Raw genomic sequence first — 26,227 nt, forward strand, 5'->3', positions numbered from 1 at the left:
CGCATGCGTGAGCACCCCGCACGGGCCACGCGACGCGCGCGGCGGGAGCGTGGGCAGGTCCTGACCGCCCCGCACCGCGCACACTCTCACCACAGGAATCGACCGTGGGCTTCTCGACTCTCTTCATCCGCCGCCCCATCGCCACCTCGCTGCTGATGGTCGGGCTGATGCTGCTCGGCATCCTCGGCTACCAGCGCCTGCCGGTTTCGGCCCTGCCCGAGATCGAGGCACCCAGCCTGGTGGTCACCACGCAGTACCCCGGCGCCAGTGCGCAGACCATGGCCTCGCTGGTGACCACGCCGCTGGAGCGGCAGCTGGGCCAGATTTCCGGCCTGGACCTGATGACCTCCGACTCCTCGGCCGGCCTGTCCAGCATCGTGCTGCAGTTCTCGATGGAGCGCGACATCGACACCGCCGCGCAGGACGTGCAGGCGGCGATCCGCCAGGCCACCCTGCCCGGCTCGCTGCCGTACCAGCCGGTCTACAACCGGGTGAACCCGGCCGATGCGCCGATCCTGACCCTGAAACTGGCCTCGGACACGCGCCCGCTGCGCGAGGTCAACGACCTGGCCGATTCGGTGCTGGCCCAGCGCCTGTCGCAGGTGGACGGCGTCGGCCTGGTGTCGATCGCCGGCAACGTGCGCCCGGCCGTGCGCATCCAGGCCAACCCGGCGCAGCTGGCCAACATGGGCATGACCCTGGAAGACCTGCGCAGCGCGCTGACCCAGGCCAACGTCAACGCACCCAAGGGCTCGCTCAACGGCAAGACCCAGAGCTACACACTGTCCACCAACGACCAGCTCAGCGACGCGGCCGACTACAACGACATCATCGTGCGCTACCGCAACGGCGCGCCGGTGCGTCTGCGCGACGTGGCCAGCGTGGTCGACGGGGTGGAGAACGACCAGATCGCGGCCTGGGCCGACGGCAAGCCGGCGGTGCTGCTGGAAGTGCGGCGCCAGCCCGGCGCCAACATCGTCAAGACCGTACAGAACATCCGCCAGATCCTCCCCGGCCTGCAGGGCATGCTGCCGGCGGACGTGAAGCTGGACGTGTTCTCCGACCGCACCGTGACCATCCGCGCCTCGGTGCACGACGTGCAGTTCACCCTGGTGCTCACCATCTGCCTGGTGGTGGCGGTGATCTTCGTGTTCCTGCGCCGGCTGTGGGCCACGGTGATCCCGTCGGTGGCGGTGCCGCTGTCGCTGCTGGGCACCTTCGGGGTGATGGCCTTCGCCGGCATGTCGCTGGACAACCTGTCGCTGATGGCGCTGACCGTGGCCACCGGCTTCGTGGTCGACGACGCGATCGTGATGATCGAGAACATCGTGCGCTACATCGAGCAGGGCAAGGACGGCCAGGATGCCGCCGAGACCGGCGCGAAGGAGATCGGCTTCACCGTGCTGTCGCTGACGGTGTCGCTGATCGCGGTGTTCCTGCCGCTGATCCTGATGCCGGGCGTCACCGGCCGCCTGTTCCACGAGTTCGCCTGGGTGCTGTCGATCGCGGTGGCGATCTCGATGCTCATCTCGCTGACTCTCACCCCGATGATGTGCGCCTACCTGCTCAAGCCCGACGCGCTGCCCGAGGGCGACGATGCCCACGAGCGCGCCGCCGCGCAGGGCAAGGTGACGGCGTGGTCGCGGCTGGTGCACCTGTACGAATCCAGCCTGGACTGGGTGCTGCGCCACCAGCGCATGACCCTGGGCATCGCCCTGGGCTCGGTGGTGCTGACCGTGCTGCTGTACATCGCCATTCCCAAGGGCCTGCTGCCCGACCAGGACACCGGCATGGTCACCGGCGTGGTGATCGCCGACCAGAACGTGGCCTTCGAGCAGATGCAGCAGCGCACCCGGGCCGTGGCCGAGGCGTTGCGCCAGGACGAGGCGGTCACCGGCGTGGCCGCCTACATCGGCGCCGGCTCGATGAACCCCACGCTCAACCAGGGCCAGCTGAACATCGTGCTCAAGGATCGCGGCGAGCGCGGCAGCCTGGACACGATCCTGCCGCGGCTGCAGGCCGCCGCCGCGCACATCCCCGGCGTCGCGCTGTACCTCAAGCCGGTGCAGGACGTGACCCTGGACACACGCGTGGCTGCCACCGCCTACCAGTTCTCGCTGTCGGACATGGACAGCCGGGAGCTGGCCGAGCAGGCCGCGCGCGTCACCGACGCGCTGCGCCGCCTGCCGGAGCTGGCCGACGTCGACAACAACCTGGCCGACCACGGCCGCGCCCTGCACGTGGAGGTGGACCGCGACAAGGCCAGCCGCTACGGCGTGCCGATGCAGACCATCGACGACACCCTGTACGACGCCTACGGCCAGCGCCAGATCTCCACCATCTTCACCCAGCTCAACCAGTACCGCGTGGTGCTGGAGGTGGCGCCGGAGTTCCGCACCGCCGACGCGCTGATGAACCAGCTGGCGATCGGCAGCAACGGCAGCGGCGCGCTGACCGGCAGCAACGCCACCACCCTGGGCCAGGTCAGCTCCAGCAACTCCTCCACCGCCACCGGCATCGGCAACAGCAACACCGGCATCGCGCTGGGCGCCGGCGGCAGCATCCCGCTGTCGGCCATCGCCACCGCCACCCCGGGGACCGCGCCGCTGATCGTCAGCCACCAGCAGCAGCTGCCGTCGGCGACGATCTCGTTCAACCTGGCCCCGGGCTACTCGCTGTCCGAAGGCGTGGCGGCGATCAACAAGGCCGTGGCAGCGCTGCAGCTGCCATCGCAGACGCAGGCGCAGTTCGTCGGTACCGCCGCCGAGTTCTCCAGCAGCCAGACCGACGTGGTGTTGCTGCTGCTGGCCGCCATCGCGGTGATCTACATCGTGCTGGGCGTGCTCTACGAGAGCTGGATCCACCCGTTGACCATCATCTCCACCCTGCCCCCGGCCGGCGTCGGCGCGCTGCTGGCGTTGTACCTGTGCGGGATGAGCCTGTCGGTGGACGGCATCGTCGGCATCGTGCTGCTGATCGGCATTGTCAAGAAGAACGCGATCATGATGATCGACTTCGCGCTGGACGCGCAGCGTGCCGGCATGAACGCGTTCGACGCGATCCGCCGCGCCTGCCTGCTGCGCTTCCGCCCGATCATGATGACCACCGCCGCGGCCATGCTCGGCGCGCTGCCGCTGGCGCTGGGTACCGGCATCGGCTCGGAACTGCGGCGCCCGCTGGGCGTGGCCATCGTCGGCGGCCTGCTGCTCTCGCAGCTGGTCACGCTGTACACCACGCCGGTGATCTACCTGTACTTCGAGCGGTTCTCCGAGTGGGCCGCGCGGCGCCGCGAGCGTCGCGCCGCCGCACGCCTGCAGGCGGCCGGCAAGCGCACGGCATGAACATCTCCGCGCCCTTCATCAAGCGCCCGATCGGCATCAGCCTGCTGGCCATCGGCCTGTTCTTCGCCGGGCTGCTGTGCTACCTGCGGCTGGGCGTTGCGGCGCTGCCGAACCTGTCGATCCCGGTGATCTTCGTGCAGGCCAGCAACATCGGCGCCGACGCCGACACCATGGCCGCCACCGTCACCGCGCCGCTGGAGCGCCACCTCGGCCAGGTGCCCGGCATCAGCACCATGCGCTCGAGCAGCAGCGACGGCCGCAGCATGGTGTTCCTGATGTTCGACACCAGCCGCGACATCGACGCGGCGGCGCAGGACGTGCAGGCGGCGATCAATGCCGCCATGGCCGACCTGCCGGCCGGCATCAACACGCCCACCTACCAGAAGGCCAACCCCAACGACGACCCGGTGATCGCGCTGTCGCTGACCTCGGACACGCAGTCGGTCGCGCAGCTCTACAACCTAGCCGACTCGCTGCTGGCCCAACGCCTGCGGCAGCTGCCCGGGGTATCGCAGGTGGACATCGCCGGCGCCTCGACCCCGGCGGTGCGGGTGGACCTCAACCTGCGCGCGATGAACGCGCTGGGGCTGAGCCCGGACGACCTGCGCAACGCCATGCGCGCGGCCAACGTGGCCTCGCCGCTGGGCTTCCTCGACGACGGCCGCAGCCAGACCGCCATCGTCCTCAACGACCAGGTGCGCAAGGCGGCCGATTTCGCCAACATCGCCATCGCCAGCCACGACGGCGCGGTGGTGCGGCTGAAGGACATCGCCACCGTCTACGACGGCCAGCAGGACGCGTTCCAGGCGGCCTGGTTCAACGGCAGGCGCGGCGTGCTGATGTACGTGTACCTGCGCAGCGGCGCCAACCTGGTGGCGACCGTGGACCGGGTCAAGGCGGAGATGCCGGCACTGTCCAGCCATCTCGATGCCGGCACCACGCTCACCCCCTACTTCGACCGCACCCCGACCATCCGCGCGTCGCTGGCCGAGGTGCAGATCACCCTGATGATCAGCCTGGCGATGGTGGTGCTGACCATGGCGCTGTTCCTGCGCCGGCTGGCGCCGACGCTGATCGCCGCGGTCACCGTGCCGCTGTCGCTGGCCGGCGCGGCGGTGGTGATGATGACGCTGGGCTTCACCCTCAACAACCTGACCCTGCTGGCGCTGGTCATCGCCATCGGCTTCGTCGTCGACGACGCCATCGTGGTGATCGAGAACATCATGCGCCACCTGGACGCCGGCATACCGCGCATGCAGGCGGCGATGGCCGGCGCGCGCGAGATCGGCTTCACCATCGTCTCCATCACCGCCTCGCTGGTGGCGGTGTTCCTGCCGATCATCTTCGCCCAGGGCATGCTCGGCGCGTTCTTCCGCGAGTTCACCCTGACCCTGGTGGCGGCGATCATGGTGTCGGCACTGGTGTCGCTGACCCTGACCCCGGCGCTGTGCGCGCGCTTCCTGCAGCCGCACGAGGCGCACGTGCGCGAGTCGCGCACCCACCGCCTGCTCGACCGCGTGCACGGCGGCATGCTGAAGGTGTACACGGTGGCGCTGGATTTCTCGCTGCGCCATGCGCTGCTGCTGGCGCTCACCCCGCTGCTGCTGATCGTGGCCACGTTCTACCTGGCCGGCGCGGTCGGCAAGGGCAACTTCCCCGAGCAGGACACCGGCCTGATCTGGGGCCGCGCCAGCTCCAGCGCCACGGTGTCCTTCAACGAGATGAGCCAGCGCCAGCGGCGCCTGAGCGACATGTTCCTGGCCGACCCGGCGGTGAAGATGGTCGGCTCGCGGCTGGGTTCCAGCCGCCAGGGCAGCAGCGCGCAGTTCAACATCGAGCTCAGGACGATGGCCGAGGGGCGGCGCGAGCCGACCAGCCTGGTCGTGGCCCGGCTCAGCGCCAAGGCGGCGCAGTTCCCGGACCTGGACGTGCGCCTGCGCGCCATCCAGGACCTGCCTTCCGACGGCGGCGGCGGGGGTGGCCAGGGCGCGCAGAACCGGGTCACCCTGCAGGGCAACGATGCCGCGCAGCTGGCCGAATGGCTGCCGAAGCTGGTCGAGGTGCTGAAGCAGAACCCGAAGCTGCGCGACGTCGGCTCGGACGTGGACAAGGGCGGGCTGATGCAGAAGATCGTCATCGACCGCGAGAAGGCCTCGCGCCTGGGGGTGAGCATCGGCGCCATCGACGGTGCGCTGTACGGCGCCTTCGGCCAACGCCAGATCTCCACCATCTATGCCGATCTCAACCAGTACGGCGTGGTGGTGAACGCGCTGCCGGAACAGACCGGCAGTCCGGCGGCGATCGACGACGTGTACGTGGCCTCCAGCAGTGGCCAGATGATCCCGCTCACCGCCTTCGCCCACCAGGAACCCGGGCTGGCGCCGTCGCAGGTGACCCACCAGAACCAGTACACGGTGATGGACCTGAGCTACAACCTGGCGCCCGGCGTCAGCAGCGGCGAAGGCGATGCCATCGTCAAGGCCGCCATCGACGGCCTGCGCATGCCCGGAGACATCCGCCAGGCCGAACCCGGTGGCTTCCGCCAGGCGCTGGACCCGGCCGCGATGCTGATGCTGATCATCGCCGCCATCGCCACGGTCTACATCGTGCTGGGCATGCTGTACGAGAACCTGGTGCACCCGGTGACGATCCTGTCCACCCTGCCGGCTGCCGGCATGGGCGCGCTGCTGGCGCTGTGGGTGACCAGCACCGACCTGTCGGTGATCTCGACCATCGCCCTGGTGCTGCTGATCGGCATCGTCAAGAAGAACGCGATCATGATGATCGACTTCGCCCTGGTGGCGCAGCGCGAACACGGCATGTCGCCGGCCGAAGCGGTGCGCGAAGCCAGCATCGTGCGCTTCCGCCCGATCATGATGACCACGATGGTGGCGATCCTGGCGGCGCTGCCGCTGGCGATCGGCCTGGGCGAAGGCTCGGAACTGCGCCGCCCGCTGGGCATCGCGATGATCGGCGGCCTGCTGATCTCGCAGAGCCTGACCCTGCTCAGCACACCGGCGCTGTACGTGATCTTCTCCTGCCTGCAGCAGCACTGGCGCAGCTGGCGCGCGCGCCGCCGCGAGCGCAGAAGCCAGCGGCGGATCGCGCGGGCCTGATCGTCTCCCGCACGCGGCTACGTTCTGCTGGAGCGTAGCCGGGAAGGTCTCTGCCGGGCATTGCACGGCACGACGGGAATCTCCATCGCTGCGGCGCAGCCGTCACCCCGGCCAACGGCTGCGTGCGGTTTGTACGCGCGGGTTCCCGTCCGCAGCGACGTGGCCGGCGGACGGAGGCCGCAAGCGGAAGGGGCAAGGACAGCCGCGCCGGCAGCCGGCGTGTCCAGCGCCGGCCCCGTCGCCATGGATCAGGCCACCAACTGCGCCAGCGATTCCGCCTGCAGGCGCTCGTAGATCGCGAACTCGTCGGCTACCGTCGCCCCCAGCGCCTGCTCGAACGCCTCGCGGTTGGCGCGCGCCGCATAGGCGCGCTGCTCCTCGCCGCCCAGGTTGGACTGGAAGATGCCCGCGGCGCTGACCGGCAGGAAGTCCTCGTAGACGATGGGTTCGGCGACCGCCAGGCCACGCTCGATCAGTACCTCGGCCGGCAGCCCGCGCTCGGCCGCCGGCAGCGCGCGGCCGGCATCGGTCAGCACGTAGCGGTAGTAGCCCAGGCCCTCGCGGCGCAGGGTGGCGTGGTCGTCGGGGAAGCCGGCGAATGCCGCCTGCAGGCGCTGCATGTAGTCGCCACCGGTGCTGCCGGCGCCGCCGTTGTCGCGCGCCTGGGCCAGCAGCGCGTCGTACAGCGCGCGGCCCTTGGGGGTCAGTGCCAGGCCGCGCTGTTCGATCTCGCCGAAGCGCGCGGTATGGGTGCCGGCGGCGTTGTCCTCGCCCGACGGGAAGTGCACCAGTTCCTCCAGCGCCTTGAAGCTGGTCTGGCGCAGCAGGATCGGGCACGCGCGGCGCGGCGGGCCTTCGATGACCGCCTTGGCGGCAAGGCCACGCGCCTGCATCGCCGCCTGCGCGGCATCGATGTCGAGGGTGCGCGGGGTCAGGTGGTTGATGTGCGGTCCGCGGAAGCTGACCACGTCGGCCACCAGCCGGTGCGCGGCATGCAGGGCGTGGTAGGTCTGCAGCGACACGGTGGCCTCGTTGTGCCAGCGGAAGGTTTCCAGCGCCTCGACCACGAAGCGCCAGGCGTCCTCGCCGGACAGGCCGCCATCGCGCTCGCACTGCTCGATGAGCTGCAGCACGCCCGGGGTGAAGATCGTGCGCCGCGACAGGATCCCGGCCGCCTGCGCGCGCAGTGCCTCGTCCTCGATCAGCTCCAGCCGCAGCAGCGAGGTGAACACGCGGAACGGATTGCGGTTGAGCGATTCGCCATCGACCGGGCGGAACGCGGTGGAGTGCACCGGCACGCCGGCCACCGACAGATCGTAGTAACCCACCGGCTGCATGCCCATCACCGCGAACAGGCGGCGCAGCGTGGACAGCTCCTGCGCGGTACCGACCCGGATCGCGCCGTGGCGCTCCACGTCCAGGCGCTCGCGCTCGCCGCTGCGCTGCATCTGCGCGGCCAGCTCCGGCTGCGCGTCCAGCACGCCGGCATTGACCTCGCCGACCAGTTCCACGAGGGTGCCGTACAGCGGCACCTCGGTGCGGTACATGTGCGACATCGCCTGCGAGAACAGGCTGCGGATGTGGTCGGTCGAGACGAAACGGTCGGCGGTCATGGCGGGGCGCGCGGCGCGGCAGGGGAAACCGCCATTTTCGCCCGGATGGGGCCGCGGGGTCATCCATTGCATCGGTTACTTTCGCGGTGCCGTCGCCGCATCCGCCGTGAGGTGCCCCGGCCGCTCAGTCCGGTGCGCGGGCGGCCGCGTCGCGCCGCGCGCGGTCGCCGAGCTGGCGCTGCAGCAGCGCATCCAGCCGGACCGGACGGTCCCAATGGTCGTAGCTGGCGACCAGGGCGTGGCGCACCGCGCGCCAGTGCAGGTTCTCCGGTGCCACCGCCAGGCTTTCCACCACGGCTCTCCAGCCTTCGCCCGGGAGCCGGGTGCGCGCCTGCACCGGCTCGCGGCAGCTGGCACCGATGGCCTGGCCCCAGAAGCAGGCGAACCAGATGTCGCCGGCCGCCCAGCCATGCTGCTGCATCAGCGCCTGGACGTAGCCGCGGCGCGCGCCGCCATAGCGCACCAGCTCGTCGATGAAGGCGTCGGGGTAGCGCTCGGCGTAGCGGTTGACGTCGGCCAGCTGGCGGTCGAGCCAGGCGTCGCCGGTACCCGGGTCGTAGGCAGGCGCGGTCGCTGCCGGGGCCGCCGCGGCTTCCTGCGCCACAGCCACCCCGGGAAAGGCGGACACCGCGGAAACACACGCGAGCAACGCGGGCAGGCAACCACGCAGCCACGCCACCCGCGGCCCGGCCTGCGCGCGCCGCGCGTTGCGGTTCATCGCCCGGCCGCTTCGATCGCGGCCACCGCCTGCGGCCACTGCCAGGCGGTATCGGCCAGGCGCAGGCGCGGTTCGTCGCTGGACACGCCGTGCTCGGCCTCGTGCGCCCAGGTCACCGCATACGGGGTGTGCACGCCCCAGCCGCCGAGCGCCAGCACCGGCTCGATGTCCGAGCGCAGCGAATTGCCGACCATCACGAAGCGCTCGGCCGGCAGGTTGAACTCGGCCAGCACCCGGGCATAGGTGGACGGGTCCTTTTCCGAGACGATCTCGATGCGCGGGAACAGGTCGCGCAACCCGGAACGTTCGATCTTCTGTTCCTGGTGGAACAGGTCGCCCTTGGTGATGAGTACCACCGGCCAGCGTGCGGCGATGGCGGACACCGCCTCGCGCACGCCGTCGATCACCTCCACCGGGTGCTGCAGGGTGCGGCGGCCGATCTCGACGATCTGGCGCAGGTGCGCGGCGGAAATGCGCTCGTCGGTCAATTCGATGGCCGCTTCGATCATCGACAGGGTCATGCCCTTGGCGCCGTAGCCGAACACCGCCAGGTTGCGCCGCTCCACCTTGAGCAGGTGCTGCGCGGTACCGGCATCGTGCAGGTCGACGTAGTGGCCGAGGATGGACTCGAATTCCTGTTCGGCCTGGCGGTAGAAGTCCTCGCTCTTCCAGAGCGTGTCGTCACCGTCGAAGCCGACCAGGCCGATGCCGGGGGAATGTGCCGAAGCGTGGGATGCGGATGTCATGCCGCACAGGATAGCAACCGGCCCATGCGGAAGGAGCGGCCTGCGGCCGCTCCTCCGGGGACATGGCGTTACCGCCGCCGCTGCGTTACTTCTGCTGCGAGGCGCTGTAGGTGCGGTATTCGTCCGGGGTCAGCTTGCCGTCCTTGTCGGCATCGGCGGCGTCGAACACCTGCGCCAGCCCGGCATGGGCCTGCGATTCGGCGCGGCTGATGCTGCCGTCGCCGTCGGTGTCCAGGCTGGCCCACGACTGGCCAGTGCCGCCGGCCGCCGCGTCGGCGGCGGTGGCCTGCCCGGTCTGTGCCGCCTGCCCGTGGGCCTGGTGTTCCTGCTCGGCCTTGGGGTCCTGGGCCATGGCCGGCATGGCCAGCACGGCACCGGCGACGGCGACGAGGGCGAACAGCGGGTTGCGGTTGCGAATGGTCATCAGGGGGTTCCTCCTGCGGTTCTGGAAAGCGCGGTGATTCCGCACGCCGCCACCCTCGCAGGCCCGTCCTGAATCGCGCACGCCCCGCGGAACGGCCACAGACACGGTGTTAACCAACGCACGCGCGCAAGCCGCTACCGCCCTGGTTAGCGATGCGTGAGCCGCAGGTAAGCCATGCATTCGGGCGTTCCATCCACGGCACGCCCGCGTGGATCGGGCGGCGTCAGTCGCCGCGGGTGTCGCCTTCCGCGGCGACGCGCGGGCTGAACGCCCGCCATCCGAGCCCCACGCCGACCAGCGCACCGGCGACTTCCAGCACCACCCGCGTCCCCAACTGGTCGGGATCGTGGATACCGGCCAGCGCCAGCCGCGCATACAGCGGCGACTCCAGCTGCACCATGCCCAGGTAGAACAGGTTCCAGCCGTCCACGCCGGCACCGATGGCAACCGCGGCCAGGCACGGCCAGGCGATGGCATGGCCCGCCGACAGGCCGGTGCGACGGCACACCTGCCACCACAGGAAGAACACCACGAAACCGACCGCCAGCGCGATCAGGGCTGCTTCCAGCGAGCCCAGCAGGCCGTAGTGGAGTTCCAGGTTCATCGTTTTCCGGTCATGGCAACGGGGAGACCGCAGTGTAGCCGGCCGCATCCTGCCCGCAGGCGCGGCGGCCGCGACGCGGCTTTCGTGGCGACACCAGCGCCGCGTGGTGCGGCGCTGGTCGCGCTAGCGCACCGGGAAGTCGTAGGCGGTATCGGGGGCCGGCTCGGGCCGGAACGTGTAGTGCCACCATTCCATGGGGTAGTTGGCGAAGCCTTCGGCGCCCATCGCGTCGAGCAGCAGCCGGCGATTGTCGCGCTGCCGGGCAGTGATGTCCGGGCTGTCGGTATGCGCCAGCGGATCGAACCGGTCGAAGCCGGTGCCCATGTCCAGTTCCACGCAGTCGCCCTGGCGGCAGTCGAGCAGGCCCAGGTCCACGGTGGCGCCGCGGCTGTGGCCGGAATGCTCGGCGATGTAGCCGTCCAGCAACCGGCTCTTGTCGATGTTCGGGTAGTAGCGGGCCTTGGCCTGCTGGTCGGCCGGGTCGTGCGCCCAGGCGACGAACGACTGCACCGAGCGTACCGGGCGGTAGCAGTCGTACAGGCGCAGCGCGTGGCCCTGCGCCTGCAGCGTGCGCTGCACGCGCGCCAGCGCCTGCGCGACCGGCGCGAGCAGGTAGCAGCGCGGCGCGTCGTAACCGGGCACCGGCCGGCCGGTGAAGTTGTCGCTGCCGGCATAGCGCATGTCCAGCGAGAACCCGGGCGCCAGGGTGGCGACATCCAGCATGCCGGCCTGCGCCGGCGTGGCGGCCGGGGACACCGCCGGCACCGCCGCCTGCGCCGCGGCGCAGGCGGCCAGCGCAGGCAACGCGATCCAACACCGGAGATTCATGGCAATGGCTCTGCGCATGGCTCAGGTGCGCTCGTGCAGATAGCCGTTCAGGCCCTTGGCACGCAGCAGCTGCGCGGCGCCGGCCCAGTCCAGCGGCCTGCCGCTGTCCAGGCGTTCGAGCACGGCGACGATCGCCAGTTCCACCTCGGGCAGCTGCGCCGCCTCCGGCAGGCGTGCGCGCTGGTCGATCGCTTCGTACAGCACGGCATTGGCCTCGGCATAGCCCAGCAGGTCGGTGGCACCGTGCTGCGCGCGCCAGCGCTTGCCATCGAGCACGGCGTTGACGTGCGACTGGATCAGGTAGGTGGCACGGCCGATCAGCTTGAGATTGCCCGGCTGCACCGCGGTCATGGTGTTGCCCACGGTGCGCCCGAGCCGCGCCATCACCGCGGTCGAATGCGCATTGAGCAGCATCTTCAGCGCCAGCGTGCGGTCCAGGCCGAGCGGATCGTTGCCCTGCGGCAGTTCCAGCGCGATGTCGCGGGGCATGCCGTCCAGCGCCTTGCCGGCATCGCCGGAGGCCGCGCCGTGCCCCACGGTGACGGTCAGCCGGCCGGCGCCGGCGTCGCCGAACGCCTGCCACCATTGCCGGGCCAGCGCATCCATCGGCTCGCCGGCATAGCGCAGCAGCACGCCCAGGTCGCCCGCCTGCGGCGGCAGCCGCTCGCGGTTGGCCGGCGACCAGGACAGGTCGTACAGGGCCTGCTGCTCGGCGCCGGCGCGTTCCAGGCTGCGCAGCGCGGTGGCACGCAGCGCCGGGTCGTCCACCTTCTGCTCGAACTGCGGGCGGTACTGCGCGGCATCCAGCCCGTGGAACGGGCGGTGCAGCAGTGCGTCCCAGGCCGCCTGCGGCGTCGCCACCGGCGCCCAGACGCGGATCCACGACGCAGGCGGCGTCGTATCGGTGCGGTCCAGCGGCGCCAGCCGGAACGTCGGCGCGCGTTCGGTCACGTCCACGAACACCGGCATCAGCGCCTGCCCGGCCAGGTAGGTGGCGTGGTGGCCACCGGCATAGGCCTGGGCCTCGCGCACGGTCCACTGCGCCAGTTGCGGGGCGCTGGCCGCAACGCTGCGCTGCAGGCCGGCGAAGCCGCGCAGGCGGCTCTCCAGGGTGTCCTTGGAATCCAGCCCCAGGCGCCGTGCGTCGGCCGCGTCCAGCTGCGGCAGCAGCAGCGCGCGCAGCGCGTCTTCCAGCACCAGCCCCAGCGCGTACAGGCTGGTGGTGGTGGCCTGCATGCGGGTGGACCCGGTGATGGCCTGCGGGCCGGTGGGCAGCGCGATCTTGTGGATGCGCGCATCGTCGAGCACGCGACGGCTGCGCTCGAACGGGCGCAGCACCTCGTCCGGGTTGTTGTAGACGAACCAGACCCGGTCGGTACCCGCGCCACGCTCATCGGCGGCGGCCAGCGCGGTGCCGATCACCGCCGAGGTCTCGCCTCCCTCGGTCACCGCGAACACCACGTCGTCGGCGCTGATGCCGTCATCGCGCATCTGCAGCGCACCGATCAGCTGGAGGTCCTCGAAGCCCTCCAGCGAGCTGATCAGCGCGCGGTCGCCGCCGGTGATCTCGCCGCGCACGCGCTCGCCCAGGCCGGCCGGCAACGCAGCGGCGACGCGCGGCCACGCCGGGTCGGCCTGCAGGCGCTTCCAGAACGGCCGCCACACGCCGCTCTCCAGCGTTTCGGCCAGGCGCCCGGTGGAGCCGGTGCCATAGAAGTAGATGCGGTGGCCGTCGCGCAGCGCGCGCTGCACCGCCGCCGAGGCCGCATGCAGGCGGGCCATGCGCTGCGGATCATCGGCCAGCGCGGCGAAGGCGCGGGCCACGTCCTCGTCGACCGAGAACAGCTGCGACAGTGCCTGCGCCGGATCGTGCGCGGCCACTTCGCTCAGGTTCCAGGTGCGGGGATGGCGCTGTTCGGTCAGCAGCGTGTGCAGCTGGAACTGGGTGCGCTGCTGCACGAATTCGGTGGAGGCCGGCGCCGGCGACAGGCCCAGCCGACCGGTGCCATCGGCGGCGAGGGCAGCCGGGCTGATCGCGGCCAGGCTCAGGGCGAACGTCATGGCGATGCGTCCGGTACGGGGGGAAGATGCACGGTTGGGTCGAGTCATGCGGCCGGCCTCAGCGGTGGGTGGCCGGTGCGGCCGGTGCGGGCGTGGCCAGCGCATGCAGGATGCGCAGGTCCTCGGCGTCCAGCTCGGTACCGCCCTGGCCACGGAAATGGTTGCGGAACGCGCGCACGGTGGCGGCGCGGTCGTCCAGCGGGTAGCCGATCAGGCGCAGCGCGGTCCACGGGTCGAACCCGTCCGGTGCCGGCGGCGCATCGGCGGCCGGCCAACGACCGAAGCCGGCGTCGGCCAGGCGCTTCCACGGGAACAGCGGGCCCGGGTCGGGCTTGCGCGTCGGCGCCAGGTCCTGGTGGCCGATGATCTGGCTGCGCGGGATGCGCAGGCGCGTGCACAGGTCGTCCAGCAGCAGCAGCAGGCTCTGCACCTGCGCCTCGGCGAACGGCGACTTGCCGTCGTTGTCCAGCTCGATGCCGATGGAGGCGGAGTTGAGGTCGGTGAACGGGCCCCAGCTGCCGGCACCCGCATGCCAGGCGCGGCGCTCGTCGCTGACCAGCTGGTAGCGCGTGCCGTCGGCGCCGATCAGGTAATGCGCGCTGACCGGGCCGCCACTGTTGCGGCCGCGCAGCGTATCCAGGCTCTGCTGCACCGATTCCTGCTCGGTGAAGTGGATGACGATCAGGTTGGGCCGGCGCACGTCCTGGTTCGGCGAAGGCACCCAGCCTGCCAGCGGGTTGCGCGGCGGCGCGTGGCCGCAGGCGGTGAGCAGGGCCAGCAACGCGGCCGGGAGCAACAGCTTGGTGGACATCTTCATCAACGCCTCGCTTGCACGACGGTGGTGCGTGAATCAAGGCAGGGCCGGCGTGCGGCCTGCCGACAACACGAAGAAAGCGCCTTCGCCGCCGCCGGTTGCCGGGCGGCGGCGAAAGGGGCCCGGAGACCGGGCCCGCGGTTGCGTCACTGGAAGCGGTACTCCAGCAGCAGGTTGAAGGAACGGCCGCGCGGGTCGGCCACGCGCGCTTCCCAGCCCGCGCCGTCGCCGTCGTCCAGGTAGCGGACGGTGAACGGCGGATCGGTGTTGAGCAGGTTGCGGATGCCGAACGTCGCCTTCAGGTTCTCCATGCCGGTCCAGGTCAGGCTGTAGTTGTAGGTGATGTAGGCATCGACGTTGCCGTCCCACGCCGGCGGGTTGTAGCCGTTGACGACGCCGCCCGGCTTCCAGTCCTTGTAGCCGCCACGGTACACCTGGGTCAGCGTGTGCGCCCAGTCGCCCCTGGCCCAGCCGGCGCTGACGGTGTGCTTCCACCTGATCGGCAGGTTGTAGTAGCGCTCGTACTCGCCGACCAGGTTGTCGCTGTAGGGCAGGCTGTCGAAGGTCTTGGTCCTGAACGTGTCCAGGTAATTGCCGTTGAGGTGGATGTTCCAGGTACCGCCGGCCAGGTCGCCGCGCACGTTGGAGTCCAGCTCGATGCCACGGGTCAGGGTGCCGCCGGTGTTGATGTAGCGCTGGTCGATGGCAATGATCTTGCCGCCCGAGTCGCGGATGAAGTTGGAGGCGTACAGCGGGTAGTTGGCCGTCATCGTCGACAGGTTGAAGCCGCTGCGGATCGTGTTGGTACGCTCGATCTCCCACCAGTCGACGCTGACGTTGAAGTTGCCGTTGGGCGCGATCACGAAGCCGATGCTGCGCTGTTCGGCCTCTTCCGGCTTCAGGTTCGGATTGCCGCCGGTGATGATGTCCGGGCGGATCTGCTCGCTGCAGTTGGCCACGTCCGGGTTGTACTGGCCCTTCGGGCAGGTCGCCGGGTCGGCCAGGTCCAGGCCGGTGTACTGGGTCTCGGTGACGCCGCGGAACAGCTTGGCGAAATCAGGCACCTTGAAGCCGGTGCTGTAGGAGCCGCGGAACACCAGCCAGTCCATCGGCTGCCACTTGAACGAGTACTTCGGATTGGTGGTGCCGCCGAAGCCGTCGTAACGGTCGTGGCGCACGGCCAGGTTGACCTCCAGGCTGTCGACCACCGGCAGGTTGACCTCGGCGAACACCGCCTTGACGTTGCGCTGCTTGGGCGACATGTAGTTGGAGGCATCGCCGGGAACACCGAACACGTAGGCGTTGCCCGCCACCCATTCGGCCGGGCCGCCGAACTCGTATTCCTCGCGGCGCACGTCCACGCCCGCCGCCGCCTGCACGTCGTTGTCGCTCCACAGGCGGAAGCCGAGGCTGCCGCTGAAGCTGGCGTCGAAGGTGGTCATGGTCGAGGTGCCTTCGTAGATCTGCAGGCCGCTTGCGTCGGCCGCGGCCAGCGCGTCGTAGGCCGCCTGCGACTGGCTCTGGCCCGGCATCAGGAACGGGTTGAGCACGCCGTTCTTCAATGCCGCCTTCAGCTGCGGGGTGTAGTAGTAGCCACCGGCGGTCATCGACTCGGCCTTGCTCTGCGCGCGCGACAGGCCGATGTTGTAATCCCAGCTGCCGAGGCTGCCGGTCATGCCCAGCAGCGCGCGGTAGGCCTTGGTGGTGGTCTCGATCTGGCGCGGGCCGCAGACTTCGCAGCGCCAGCGGTAGGCAATGGGGCTGCCATAGACCAGGTTGGCCTGGTTGCCGAAATAATCGTGCAGCTGGTTGTAGATGGCGTCGTAGGTCGCCTTGGTGTTGGCGTTGAGCTCGTAGGCATCGAGCTGGGTGGCGCTGGCGTTGATGCTGGTGGTGATCTGCTGCGCCTCGAACTGGCGCTTGGACGTCACCTTCGAGCCCATGAACTCGGCGAAGAACTCATGGTTTTCGCCGACCTTGAAGGTGGCGCGGCCGATGCCCTGCACCGTGTCCACCGGCTGCTGGATGGTGCGCGCGCGGCCGTAGTCCCAGGCGCAGCCGAAGCTGGCACCGGGGCTGGCCCAGATCTTGTCGCCGTAGTCGCCCATCATGTCGCCGCCGTTCTCGCAGCCGGCGCCGCCGGGCAGGCGCAACGTGTTGATGGTGGTCTTGGTGAGGCCGGTGACCGGGTCCTTCAGGCCGCCGCCGATCATGCTGCCGGTGCCGGTGACGATGTTGGCGAACGGCGTGCCGCGGGTATCCGGCGACAGGCCGCGGTCGGCCTGGAAGCTGTTGACGAAGTCGCGCTGGTTGCCGCGCAGGATCTTGTTCTGCTTGACGTTGACCGCGGCCCAGACGTTCCAGCGGTCGTTGTCCAGGTCGCCCCAGCCCCCCAGCAGGCTGCCGTGGAAGATGTTGCCGCCGCCTTCCTGGGTCACGTCGGCACCGGCGGTGAGGGTGATGCCCTGGTAGTTGTTGCGGGTGATGAAGTTGATCACGCCGCCGATGGCGTCGGTGCCGTACACGGCCGACGCGCCGTCGCGCAGCACTTCCACGCGCTCGATCGCGGCGAACGGGATCGAGTTCAGGTCGACCACCTGGCCCGCCAGGCCGTGCGCGGCGACGCGGCGGCCATTGAGCAGCACCAGGGTCGCGTCGGCACCCTGTCCGCGCAGGTTGGCGCCGGACACGCCGTTGTTGCCGCGGGTGCCCGGGGGGGCGACGCCGCTGTTGGCGGCCAGGCTGTCCGGGCCGCTGCTGGCGATGTTGAGCTGCTGCAGCAGCTGTTCGGCCGACGTGATGCCCTGGGCCTCGATCTCGGCCTTCTGGATGATGGTGACGGGCATCGCCGCCTCGACATCGGTGCGCTTGATGCGCGAGCCGGTGACTTCGATCTTGTCGAGCGTGCGCGCCTCGGGCGACGCGGCGGCGGCCGTGGGCTGGGACTGCGCGAACGCGGCCAGCGGGCTGCCGAGCGCCAGCAGCAGGGCGGCGCTCAGGTGGTGCATTCGTGGGGGACGTGCGGTTGCGGACATGCTCTCTCTCCAGAAATGGGCGCGTAACGTGGGTGCTGCAGGAGCGATGCCGGCGCACTTGCAATCCGTGCTGGCGGGGGTACGGCGACCATCCATCGATCCTCAAGGGGGGCGGCACGATTCCGCCAAGGCAACGGGATCCACGGCCACCGCGGCGGGGGCCGTGCCTCTCCTCTCCTTCCATGGTTGCACCGCACCGGGGAGCGTCCTTGTCTGCCGGCCTGCAACATGCCAAGCCCCGACTGCAGGCCTGTCCAGCGCCGGGATTGCCCGTCCGGGACGCTGAGGCCCGGACGGAAAAAACGGCCGGCGCATGCGCCCCCGTCCGAACCCCGTTTCACAGCTGTTTAACACGGGCTGAATCCGGCGGTCAATAAACTATTCCCCATACCCCAAGGCTATGGAAATAAAATATTTTCGTGATGCGCCGCACAACATCCGCGGCATCATCACCGCCCATCGCATGGCCATGACCGGCGTGCGGCCGGCATTGGCGCCGGCCGTCAGCTTCGCCCGCGCATTCAGGGGCAGTCACCGACGCGGCGGAATTCCAGGTCCGGGTAGTCGTAGCTGAAGTCGATATCCGGATCGATGGCGCGCATGCGCAGGATGCGCTGCGCACCCTCGCCGGAAAACTCCAGCCATGCCTCGGCATCTTCGCCCAGCCCCTGCCATTGCACCCAGGGGCGGCCAGCCGAGCGCATGACCTGGCCGCGCATGGCCGGCGATTTCACCGCGGCGAACGCGATGCCGGCGCCAGCCGGACACAGCATGACCTGTCCGAACCAGGGGTCGGTCCACACCCCGGCATCGGCGCCGAACTCACGTGCCGCGACCGCGACGGCCGGCGCCAGCACCGGGCGCACGTGGCCTTCCGAGCGGCGTTGCGCCCGTTCCCGCTCCAGCAGCCCGGCGTAGTGCAGCACGTCATGGCCGGCGGCGGGCGCGGTCTGGCGCTTGAGCAGGGCCTGCATCAGCGCGGTGCGCGCGTCCTCGCCCTCGCCATTGATCAGGATCACCGCGCCGCCACGCCGGTCCGGCAGCAGTGCCAGCGACGAGTACATGCCCGACAACGTGCCGGTATGGGCCACCTTCCATTGCCCGTCCATGTCCGACAGGCGCCAGCCGTAGCCGTAGGCAAGGAAGTGGGTGTTGTCCCAGTCGCGCAGGCGCTGGCCGATGGGCATCGGCATGTGCGCGGTCCACAGCGCGCGGCGCTGGGTGGCGTCGAGCCAGCCCGGCGCCCGCGCCGGATCGAGCAGCGCCTGCATCCAGCGCAGCATGTCATCGAGGCTGCAGCGCACGCCGCCGGCGGCCATCGACGGGAAGTCGGACGCGGCGTCGCCATCGCGTCCCACCACCACGTTGCGGCCGTCCTTGCGGTAATGCGGCTGGGCGACATTGCCCGCCTTCGCCGGCGACCATTCGCCGACCTGGCAACGGTCCATGCCCAGCGGCACGAAGATCTCCTGCCGCACCAGCGCCGCGTAGGACATGCCGCCGGCAGCAGCGGCCACCTCGCCGGCCACCACGTACAGCAGGTTGTCGTAGGCGTAGTCGGCGCGGAAGCTGCCGGCCGGCTTGAGGTGCGCCAGCCCGGCGATGATGTCCTGGCGGGTGAAGTGATTGGGCTCCGGCCACAGCATCAGGTCGCCGGCGCCCAGTCCCAGGCCGCTGTTGTGGATCAGCAGGTCGCCGACCTGCATGTTGCGCGTCACCCACGGGTCGTACATGCGGAACGCAGGCAGGTACCTGGTCACCGGATCGTCCCAGCGCAGGCGCCCGGCCTGCACCAGCCGCGCCAGCACCGCCGCGGTCATCGCCTTGGTGTTGGAGGCGATCTTGAACAGCGTGTCGCCGTCGACGTGCCGTCCCTCGCCTGCGGCCAGCTCGCCGCGGGTGGCGACATGCACCACCTTGCCGTCCTCGATCACGCCGACCGCCAGGCCCGGCAGGTGGTAATGCTCGAAGGCCTGCTGCACCACCGTGTCGTAGAACGCGGCATCGGCATCGGCGGCGGGTGCGGCGGCGTGGGCGATGCCCGGCAGCAGGGCGAGGCAGAGCAGGATCGGCTTCATCGACGCGCTCCGTGCCGTTACGGCGTATCGGTCGTGGTCGGCGCCGACGGCGCCCGGGCCTGCAGCAGCGACCGGCTCAGGCCGTACAGGATGCGCCGGTCCTCGGCATCGAGCTCGGCGCCCTGGCTGCGCATGCCGCGGAAATGATGGCGGAAGGACTGCAGGGCGTTGGCACGGTCGTCCAGCGGATAGCCGATGGCGGCCATCGCCAGCCAGCCGTCGAACTCCGGCGGCGGATCGCCGGCGGCCGGGTCGGGCCAGATGCCGAAGCCGGCCTCGTGCAGGCGCTTCCAGGGGAACAGCGGGCCCGGGTCGATCTTGCGCCCCGGTGCCATGTCCTCATGGCCGATGACCTGCTGGCGCGGGATCCCCTGGCGCCGGGTCACGTCGTCGAGCAGCACGATGAGCTTTTCGATCTGCACATCCGGATACGGGCTGTAACCGTCGTTGTCGATCTCGATGCCGATCGACGCCGAGTTGAGATCGGTGATGGTGCCCCAGCGCCCGTCGCCGGCATGCCAGGCGCGCCTGCGCTCGTCCACCAGCTGGTACAGCGTGCCGTCCTTGCCCAGCAGGTAGTGCGCGCTGACCGGGCCGTTGCTGTTGGCGGTCCGCAGCGTGCGCAGGCTGCCCTCGGCGGTGTTGCCGGCGGTGTAGTGCAGCACCACCACCACCGGGCGTCGCGCATCGAAATTCGGCGAACGTTCCCACCTGGCCAGCGGATTGCGGTGCGCGCAGGCACTCAGCAGCACCAGCAGGAGCAGCGCAACCAGCAGCCGCGGCAGCCCAGGACCCCAGCCTTGGGCCGGCCCACGTCCACCGGCCTGCGCCTGGGCAGCACGGGTTTTCCGATGCGTCATGTCCGCCTCCAGTCACTGGCCGGCTGTTCGCCGGACAGCATCTCATCCAGGCTCTGGCGGCGGCGCACCACCGCATAGCGGTCGCCGTCCACCAGCACCTCGGCCGGCAGCGGGCGCGAGTTGTAGGTGGACCCCATCGAGGCGCCGTAGGCACCGGCGCCGAGGATCGCCACCAGGTCGCCGGCCTCGCAGCGCGGCAGCTCGCGCGCGGTGGCAAAGGTATCGCCGGTCTCGCACACCGGCCCGACCACGTCGTAGGTGGCGGACTCGCGCGCGGCCGCCGCGCCCACCGGCACGATGTCGTGCCAGGCGTCGTACAGGCTGGGGCGCAGCAGGTCGTTCATCGCCGCGTCCAGCACCAGGAACCGGCGTGCCTGGCCGTGCTTTTCCAGCAGCACGCGGGTCAGCACGATACCGGCCTCGGCAACCAGCCAGCGGCCCGGCTCGACCAGGATGCGCCCGCCGAAGCCGGCCAGTGCCTGGCGGATCGCATCGGCATACTCGCGCGCGTCCGGCGCCTGCTCGCCTTCGCGATAGCGCACGCCCAGCCCGCCACCGACGTCGATGCTGGCGATGGCGTGCCCGGCGGCGGCCAGCTCCTTCCAGAACGCGGCCATGCGCGCCAGCGCCTCGCGCACCGGTTCCAGGCTCAGCAGCTGCGAGCCGATATGCATGTGCAGCCCGTCCAGGCGCACGTCGGGCCATTGCGCCTTCGCGTCGAACCACACGCGCGCCTCGGCGATGGACACGCCGAACTTGTTCTCCGCCTTGCCGGTGGAGATCTTGGCGTGGGTCATGGCGTCCACGTCGGGATTGATCCGTACCGATGCGACCGCGGTGACGCCGCGCGCGGCGGCGATGCGCTGGATCGCGTCGAGCTCGGCGCGCGATTCGATGTTGAAGCGGCCGATGCCCACGTCCAGCGCCAGCGCGATCTCGGCGTCGGACTTGCCCACGCCCGAGAACACGATGTCGGCCGCGGCGATGCCGGCACGCAGCGCGCGCTCCAGTTCGCCACCGGACACGATGTCAGCGCCCGCGCCTTCCTCGGCCAACAGGCGCAGTACCGCGCCGTTGCCGTTGGCCTTGACCGCGTAGCGGATGCCGGCGTCCAGCCCCGAAAGCGCCTCGCGCAGCGCGCGCACACGCTGGCGGATGGCCGGCGCGGCATAGACATACAACGGGGTGCCTTCGCGGGCCGCCAGCGCGGGGAGATCGGCCTGCCGGAACGCCTCCGGCAGACCGCAGTGGTCATCTCGTGTGAATCCCTGATCCAAGGCATTGCTCCAAAAAAAGATGGCGGCCCCCATGCAAGGGCCGCCAGAGGAGGAACTCAGTACCGCAAATCCATCATGGTGCGCCGCTGCCCGGTCAGAAGTTCCAGTTCACGACCAGCTGCGCGTAGCGTGGGGACTGCCAGCGCGTGCCGGTGCCGAAGGTGTCGCGCATCACGCCGGGCTGCCCTTCATAGCGTGCCGCCACGTTGATCACTTCCTGCTGGTTGAGCACGTTGTAGACCGACAGTGTGGCCTTCAGGTCGATGCCTTCCACCGGCAGCGTCCAGACGACATTGGCACCGAGGTTATAGATCCACGGCATACGGCCAAAATCGCCGCGGCCGGAATACTTGTACACGCGGTCCTTATAGGTATAGGGAACACCGGTTTCCGGATCGCTGCCACTACATTTTTCCACGCACAACCAGCCGGTACCACCGCCACTGCCGGTGCTGGTGTAGCTGGCCACGGCACGGTCCTCATCCGGCCACGTCACGCCGAACGCGGTGATCGGGCCGCCGGACAATGCGGTGAAGGTGGCGCCGAAGGACCACATGTCGTTGAGCTTGAAGCTGCCCCGCAGTTTGATCTGGTGGCGGTGATCGTTGAACAAGTCGCCGTAGCGCTGGTTGTTGGCCGGGTGATCCCAGTGCTGGACCATGCCGGTGTCGCCATAGTTGGTATCCGAGTTGACCGGACCCTCATGGTTGCCCGAGGACTTGGACCACAGATAGGAGGCATTGAACGCCCACTTGTCGTCCCATGCCCGGTCGATCTGGAACTCCACGGACTTGTAGGTACGCTTGGGCTTGGAGTAACCGATGATGCGGTTGCTGCCCGCCGTCATGTAGCCTTCCTTGGAAGTATCGATCGTCACCCAGCCATCCTGCGCGCAACCCATGGCCTTGGTGCCCCACAGGGTCAGCTTGTCGCCCGGGTTGGCGATCGGCCACAGGTTGCTGTGGCGCTTGCCACACAGCGCATTGATGAGCATGTCGTCCATCGCATTGGGCATGCGCCGGTAAGTGCCGGTGACGCCCCACGACCAGGCCTGGTTGATCATGCTCTGGAAGCCGAGGATCGCCTCGTCCTGATAGACCGCATCCAGGTCGCGGTCCACGCTCTGCCGCAGGTCCTGGACGACGATGTTCTGCGACTGGTCCACCGGACCGATCTGCGCGCCGATGATCGGCGCCATGTACGGCGCGCCGGTGACCGGGTTGGTTTCCGGGCGCCAGCCGTCCAGCGCGTAGTAGGTGTACTCGTCGAGCAGGCCGCCGGCGAAGTTGTAGCTGAGGATGCTGGGGATCGGCATGTAATAGCGGCCGAGGTTGCCGAACAGCTTCGTGCTGCCATCGCCCTTCATGTCCCAGGAGAATCCGAGGCGCGGCGAGAACAGGTTGTCCTGCTTGGTGAAGGTGGTCCCTACCGTGGTCATGTTCTCGAAGTTGTCCACGCGCACGCCGAGATTCAGCATCAGCGACGGCGTGACGTTCCAGTTGTCCTCAAGGTAGAAGGCGCTGGCCTTGATGTCGAACACGCCGCCGTCGGCGCGCTCGCGTGCGCGCAGGATCGCGTTCACGCCTGCGGGAACGACCGAGCCGTTGTCGAGCAGGTTGCCCGGTTTGGTGCCATAGGCGGTGTAGTACTTGCGGGTCGGGCCCGGATAGACCGTCTTGCGATCGGTGGTCATCAGTTCATGGTCCCAGCCGAAACGCAGCTGGTGGTCTCCGAGCATCCACTCGAAGTCCAGGCGCTTGGCGATGCGCTCGTCCTCATGATTGACGATCGTTCCGCCCGGGTGGCAACCCAGCACCGGGCTGCCCATCGCGCGGTAGGTAGCGCCGTAGCTCAAGTTCTCGTAGGTGACGAAATCGCACAGGCTGTCCGCGGGCGACTTGTTGTAGCTGCTGCTGCGGTTGATGCCGTACATCGCCTTGGCGGTGAAGTTGTCGGCGAAATGTCCGGTATAGGTCACCGAGCCACTGGTACCGCCGCTGGAGGCGCGGGACTGGCTGGGCTGCCCCGTGCCACGCTTCGAGCTGGCGAAGTCGTAGGTGTAGATCGCGGCGTCGCTGTCGCCCTCGTCGGAGAACGCCATCGCCTCCAGCAGATGATTGTCGGTGATGTTCCAGTCCAGCTTGGTACCCCAGAAGCCGTTGTCGGACGTGCTCTGGGTCCAGCTGTTACCAGCCGAGTTGGTGCTGCCGGTCTTGTTGTCGCGCTGCTCGTACATGGCGAACAGGAACAGCTTGTCCTTCACGATCGGGCCGGAGGCCCATACGTTGGCCTTGGTGAAGCTGCGGGTGTTGTGGCTGGACAGGACGTTGACGCGACCGTCGGCGTAGTAGTGATCCTCGGCCTTCGAGCGCCAGGCTGCCGGCTCGAACGTCATCGTCACGCCACCCTTGAACTCGTTGCTTCCCGAGCGGCTGACCGCATTGATCACGCCGCCGGTGGACCTACCGAACTCGGCGGAGTAGCCGCCGGTCTTGATCTGGAACTCCTCGAAGAACGCGAACGGCGCCGCCGAGAAGCTCTGCCGCTTGTAGAAATCGGTGACATTGAGGCCATTGATGAAGACCGAGTTCTCGGCCACCGACGAACCGCCGAAGGAAATGCCGCCGAACGACGAGTTACCGCCGATCACGCCCGGAGCAAGCAGGGCGACCGATGACAGATCCTGGGCCACCGGCATGCGCGAAAGCTCTTCGCGGTTGATGTTGAACGAGGACTCGGTCGAGTACACGTCCACCCGGTTGACGATGCGCGAGCCGACCACCTGCACCGAGTCCAGCATCACCGGGCCGGTGTCGCTGCCACCGAGGTTGACGTTGGTGGTGCCGCCCAGCGAGACGTTGACCGCCAACGGCTCCTTGTCGGCCTGGCCGTCGCGCTTGACGGTCAGGCTGTAGTCGCCCACCGGCAGCTGGCTCAGGCGGTAGCTGCCGTCGCTGCCGGCGGTCACCGTGCGGGTGAGTCCGGTAGCGGTGTTGGTGATGGTGATCTGGTCACCGGAATTGGCGCGGCCGGCGATGGCGCCGGTGGCACTCTGCGCCATGACGGTGGGTGCGACCGCCCCGAGGCACGCACCCAGCGCGACGCTGAGCGCCGCCTTTTTCAGCATTTTCCTGTTCATCCCCTGCTCTCTCCTGCAGTGTTGTGTATTACAGCGGTGTCACGAAGCGTCAATCTTCCGGTGGCGGCAAGACCTGCCACTGGAAGTCGTAGTTCCATTGGTCGAAATAGAGATTGCCGCCCACCCACTCGGCCTCGCCACGCTGCGAGTCCACGGTTTCGGAGCGGAAGTGCTGCTTGGCCGGTACCAGCGCCTGCGCGTAGTCGTCGTTGAACGCGATGCGGTAGGCATCCAGCCCGCCGAAGTAAAAATCACGTACCGCCGGCACCGGGCTGTCGAGCGCGCCGGTGGTGACGTCCATCGGCACCCAGCCATAGGGCGCCAGGTACAGCGCGCCCCAGTCGTGCAGGTTGCTGTAGCCGGTGTCGTTGTCCGAGTACACCATGCCCGACTGCCAGCGCGCGGGAATGCCGTTCAGGCGCAACAGGCTCATCAACAACAGGGTCTGCTGCCCGCAGTCGGCGTGGGTGGCATGCAGCGCGTGGTCGCTGATGTTGCCGATGGTCGAGTACTCGCGCGCGCCGCCCCACGGGATGCGGTCGACCGCATCGAACAGCTTGCGCGCGATCCGGTACGGGTTGGTCTCCCCGTCCACCACGCGCCGCGAGAACTCGCGCAGCGCCGGGGTGAACACGATATGCGGCGCGCGCTCGGCCAGGTACGGCGCCAGCGCAGGGTCGTCCGGTGTGGCCAGCACCGCGTCCGGGTCGATCGCGAAATGGCGCGCGTACACGGTGACCTCATAGCTCACCGAGAACGCGGTCGGCGTGCCGGCGACCGCCTTGCGTTCCAGGTAGGCGGTGCGCTGCAGCGCGGCTTCCGGCGCGACCTGCGCACCGCCCGGCACGCTGCCCAGCAGGCGGATGTCCTGCTGCTGCCCGGGAATGGCGCGCGGGTACGGGATCCAGGCACGTACCGTCTCGCCGGCCGGCACCGCATCGGCCTTGACCGTGAGCGACTGGGTGACCCGCACCCGCCGCGGCGCGACACTGCTGGTGGCACCGGCCTGCGCGCGCTTGAGCACTTCCAGGTGATGCGGCGTGACCACCTCGAACGGGCCGGGCGCGGGCGGCTTGATCGCCGGCGAGCGCCGCGCCGCCGCCGCGGTGCTGACCCGGAACAGGTTGGAGGGCGCGCGGTTGAACCAGCGGCGCTGGCCATCGATGTCCAGGTGTTCGATCAGCCCGGCTTCGTCCCAGGCGCGGAATTCGTCCTCGCGCAGATCGGGGATGTAGCGGCGCACCGCGGCCATCGCGCGTTCGCGGTCGAGGCCGAAATCCAGTTGCATGCGGCGCATGCGCTCGCGCTGGAACAGATAGGCGTCGCGCTGTGCCTGGCCCAGTGCCGGCTGTTGCAATGCAGCGTCGATCTGCGAGCGCGCCCCGGCGAAATCGCCGCGGTCCACGCGCGCGGCGAGCTGCTCGGGCGTCTCGGCAGCGCCCGCCGTGGCCGACAGCAGGCACAGCAGGCCAGCCATGAGCCGGTACCGGGCAGGCCTGAAAGCGACTGGGACTTGGCGCAACGCTGGATCCACGGCAACACTTCCACGGGTACGCGGGATAACGGTTGTGTA

The 26,227-nt window shown here is 69.4% G+C and carries 16 protein-coding genes; 2 read left to right on the forward strand and 14 right to left on the reverse strand.

The features are described from left to right. Nucleotides 1–104: 104 nt before the first annotated feature. Nucleotides 105–3,341 (forward strand): efflux RND transporter permease subunit, encoded by a 3,237-nt coding sequence (locus ABB33_RS06365; RefSeq protein WP_056931543.1) that lies wholly within the window; start codon nt 105–107, stop codon nt 3,339–3,341. Continuing rightward, nucleotides 3,338–6,457: an efflux RND transporter permease subunit gene (locus ABB33_RS06370; protein WP_056931572.1), complete on the forward strand. Its 3,120-nt coding sequence runs from the start codon at nt 3,338–3,340 to the stop codon at nt 6,455–6,457. The genes ABB33_RS06365 and ABB33_RS06370 overlap by 4 nt, the downstream gene beginning before the upstream one ends. Nucleotides 6,458–6,705: 248 nt before the next feature. On the opposite strand, the gene hglS is transcribed toward ABB33_RS06370, so the two are convergent. The 14 genes from hglS to ABB33_RS06440 form a co-directional block, all read right to left on the reverse strand. Beyond that, nucleotides 6,706–8,070, reverse strand: a complete 1,365-nt coding sequence (hglS, locus tag ABB33_RS06375) for a 2-oxoadipate dioxygenase/decarboxylase HglS (protein ID WP_056931544.1) — start codon at nt 8,068–8,070, stop codon at nt 6,706–6,708. Between the two features lie 124 nt (nt 8,071–8,194). Then, nucleotides 8,195–8,788 (reverse strand): hypothetical protein, encoded by a 594-nt coding sequence (locus ABB33_RS06380; RefSeq protein ID WP_225546671.1) that lies wholly within the window; start codon nt 8,786–8,788, stop codon nt 8,195–8,197. Next, nucleotides 8,785–9,534, reverse strand: coding sequence for an HAD family hydrolase (locus ABB33_RS06385; protein ID WP_056931545.1), 750 nt, complete (start codon nt 9,532–9,534; stop codon nt 8,785–8,787). Before ABB33_RS06385 ends, ABB33_RS06380 begins: the two co-directional genes overlap by 4 nt. Nucleotides 9,535–9,619: 85 nt before the next feature. After that, nucleotides 9,620–9,958, reverse strand: coding sequence for a hypothetical protein (locus ABB33_RS06390; protein ID WP_056931546.1), 339 nt, complete (start codon nt 9,956–9,958; stop codon nt 9,620–9,622). Between the two features lie 223 nt (nt 9,959–10,181). After that, nucleotides 10,182–10,562, reverse strand: coding sequence for a hypothetical protein (locus ABB33_RS06395; RefSeq protein WP_056931547.1), 381 nt, complete (start codon nt 10,560–10,562; stop codon nt 10,182–10,184). A 123-nt stretch (nt 10,563–10,685) separates the two neighbouring features. Next, complete coding sequence (locus tag ABB33_RS06400; protein ID WP_056931548.1) at nt 10,686–11,390, reverse strand: M15 family metallopeptidase; 705 nt, start codon at nt 11,388–11,390, stop codon at nt 10,686–10,688. Between the two features lie 21 nt (nt 11,391–11,411). Next, on the reverse strand, nt 11,412–13,451 hold the full coding sequence (locus tag ABB33_RS06405) for an N-acetylmuramic acid 6-phosphate etherase family protein (RefSeq protein ID WP_056931549.1): 2,040 nt from the start codon (nt 13,449–13,451) through the stop codon (nt 11,412–11,414). Nucleotides 13,452–13,509: 58 nt separating this feature from the next. Beyond that, on the reverse strand, nt 13,510–14,268 hold the full coding sequence (locus ABB33_RS06410; protein ID WP_082595013.1) for an N-acetylmuramoyl-L-alanine amidase: 759 nt from the start codon (nt 14,266–14,268) through the stop codon (nt 13,510–13,512). Between the two features lie 143 nt (nt 14,269–14,411). Continuing rightward, on the reverse strand, nt 14,412–17,300 hold the full coding sequence (locus ABB33_RS06415; RefSeq protein ID WP_056931550.1) for a TonB-dependent receptor domain-containing protein: 2,889 nt from the start codon (nt 17,298–17,300) through the stop codon (nt 14,412–14,414). 521 nt (nt 17,301–17,821) lie between these two features. Further along, nucleotides 17,822–19,378: a serine hydrolase domain-containing protein gene (locus ABB33_RS06420; protein WP_056931551.1), complete on the reverse strand. Its 1,557-nt coding sequence runs from the start codon at nt 19,376–19,378 to the stop codon at nt 17,822–17,824. Nucleotides 19,379–19,395: 17 nt separating this feature from the next. Continuing rightward, the gene (locus ABB33_RS06425; RefSeq protein ID WP_082595014.1) at nt 19,396–20,238 is read right to left on the reverse strand and encodes an N-acetylmuramoyl-L-alanine amidase; all 843 of its coding nucleotides are present in this window, start codon (nt 20,236–20,238) and stop codon (nt 19,396–19,398) included. After that, entirely contained in the window at nt 20,235–21,515 is a 1,281-nt protein-coding gene (lysA, locus tag ABB33_RS06430; RefSeq protein ID WP_225546670.1) for a diaminopimelate decarboxylase, read from the reverse strand. The genes ABB33_RS06425 and lysA overlap by 4 nt, the downstream gene beginning before the upstream one ends. 94 nt (nt 21,516–21,609) lie before the next feature. Next, complete coding sequence (locus tag ABB33_RS06435) at nt 21,610–24,654, reverse strand: TonB-dependent receptor (protein ID WP_056931552.1); 3,045 nt, start codon at nt 24,652–24,654, stop codon at nt 21,610–21,612. Between the two features lie 49 nt (nt 24,655–24,703). Then, nucleotides 24,704–26,188, reverse strand: a complete 1,485-nt coding sequence (locus ABB33_RS06440; protein ID WP_056931553.1) for a transglutaminase-like domain-containing protein — start codon at nt 26,186–26,188, stop codon at nt 24,704–24,706. Nucleotides 26,189–26,227: the final 39 nt, after the last annotated feature.

Origin of the sequence: Stenotrophomonas acidaminiphila (genome assembly GCF_001431595.1) — a bacterium.
In the GTDB taxonomy this organism is placed as follows: domain Bacteria; phylum Pseudomonadota; class Gammaproteobacteria; order Xanthomonadales; family Xanthomonadaceae; genus Stenotrophomonas; species Stenotrophomonas acidaminiphila.

What these genes read in the sequence shown, in the direction of transcription:
- ABB33_RS06390 (WP_056931546.1), bottom strand. Translation starts at nt 9,958, where the DNA reads ATGACCATTCGCAACCGCAACCCGCTGTTCGCCCTCGTCGCCGTCGCC.
- ABB33_RS06405 (WP_056931549.1), bottom strand. Translation starts at nt 13,451, where the DNA reads ATGACGTTCGCCCTGAGCCTGGCCGCGATCAGCCCGGCTGCCCTCGCC.
- ABB33_RS06435 (WP_056931552.1), bottom strand. Translation starts at nt 24,654, where the DNA reads ATGAACAGGAAAATGCTGAAAAAGGCGGCGCTCAGCGTCGCGCTGGGT.
- ABB33_RS06385 (WP_056931545.1), bottom strand. Translation starts at nt 9,534, where the DNA reads ATGACATCCGCATCCCACGCTTCGGCACATTCCCCCGGCATCGGCCTG.
- ABB33_RS06400 (WP_056931548.1), bottom strand. Translation starts at nt 11,390, where the DNA reads ATGAATCTCCGGTGTTGGATCGCGTTGCCTGCGCTGGCCGCCTGCGCC.
- ABB33_RS06410 (WP_082595013.1), bottom strand. Translation starts at nt 14,268, where the DNA reads ATGAAGATGTCCACCAAGCTGTTGCTCCCGGCCGCGTTGCTGGCCCTG.
- ABB33_RS06395 (WP_056931547.1), bottom strand. Translation starts at nt 10,562, where the DNA reads ATGAACCTGGAACTCCACTACGGCCTGCTGGGCTCGCTGGAAGCAGCC.
- ABB33_RS06370 (WP_056931572.1), top strand. Translation starts at nt 3,338, where the DNA reads ATGAACATCTCCGCGCCCTTCATCAAGCGCCCGATCGGCATCAGCCTG.
- ABB33_RS06420 (WP_056931551.1), bottom strand. Translation starts at nt 19,378, where the DNA reads ATGAAGCCGATCCTGCTCTGCCTCGCCCTGCTGCCGGGCATCGCCCAC.
- ABB33_RS06415 (WP_056931550.1), bottom strand. Translation starts at nt 17,300, where the DNA reads ATGTCCGCAACCGCACGTCCCCCACGAATGCACCACCTGAGCGCCGCC.
- ABB33_RS06425 (WP_082595014.1), bottom strand. Translation starts at nt 20,238, where the DNA reads ATGACGCATCGGAAAACCCGTGCTGCCCAGGCGCAGGCCGGTGGACGT.
- hglS (WP_056931544.1), bottom strand. Translation starts at nt 8,070, where the DNA reads ATGACCGCCGACCGTTTCGTCTCGACCGACCACATCCGCAGCCTGTTC.
- ABB33_RS06380 (WP_225546671.1), bottom strand. Translation starts at nt 8,788, where the DNA reads ATGAACCGCAACGCGCGGCGCGCGCAGGCCGGGCCGCGGGTGGCGTGG.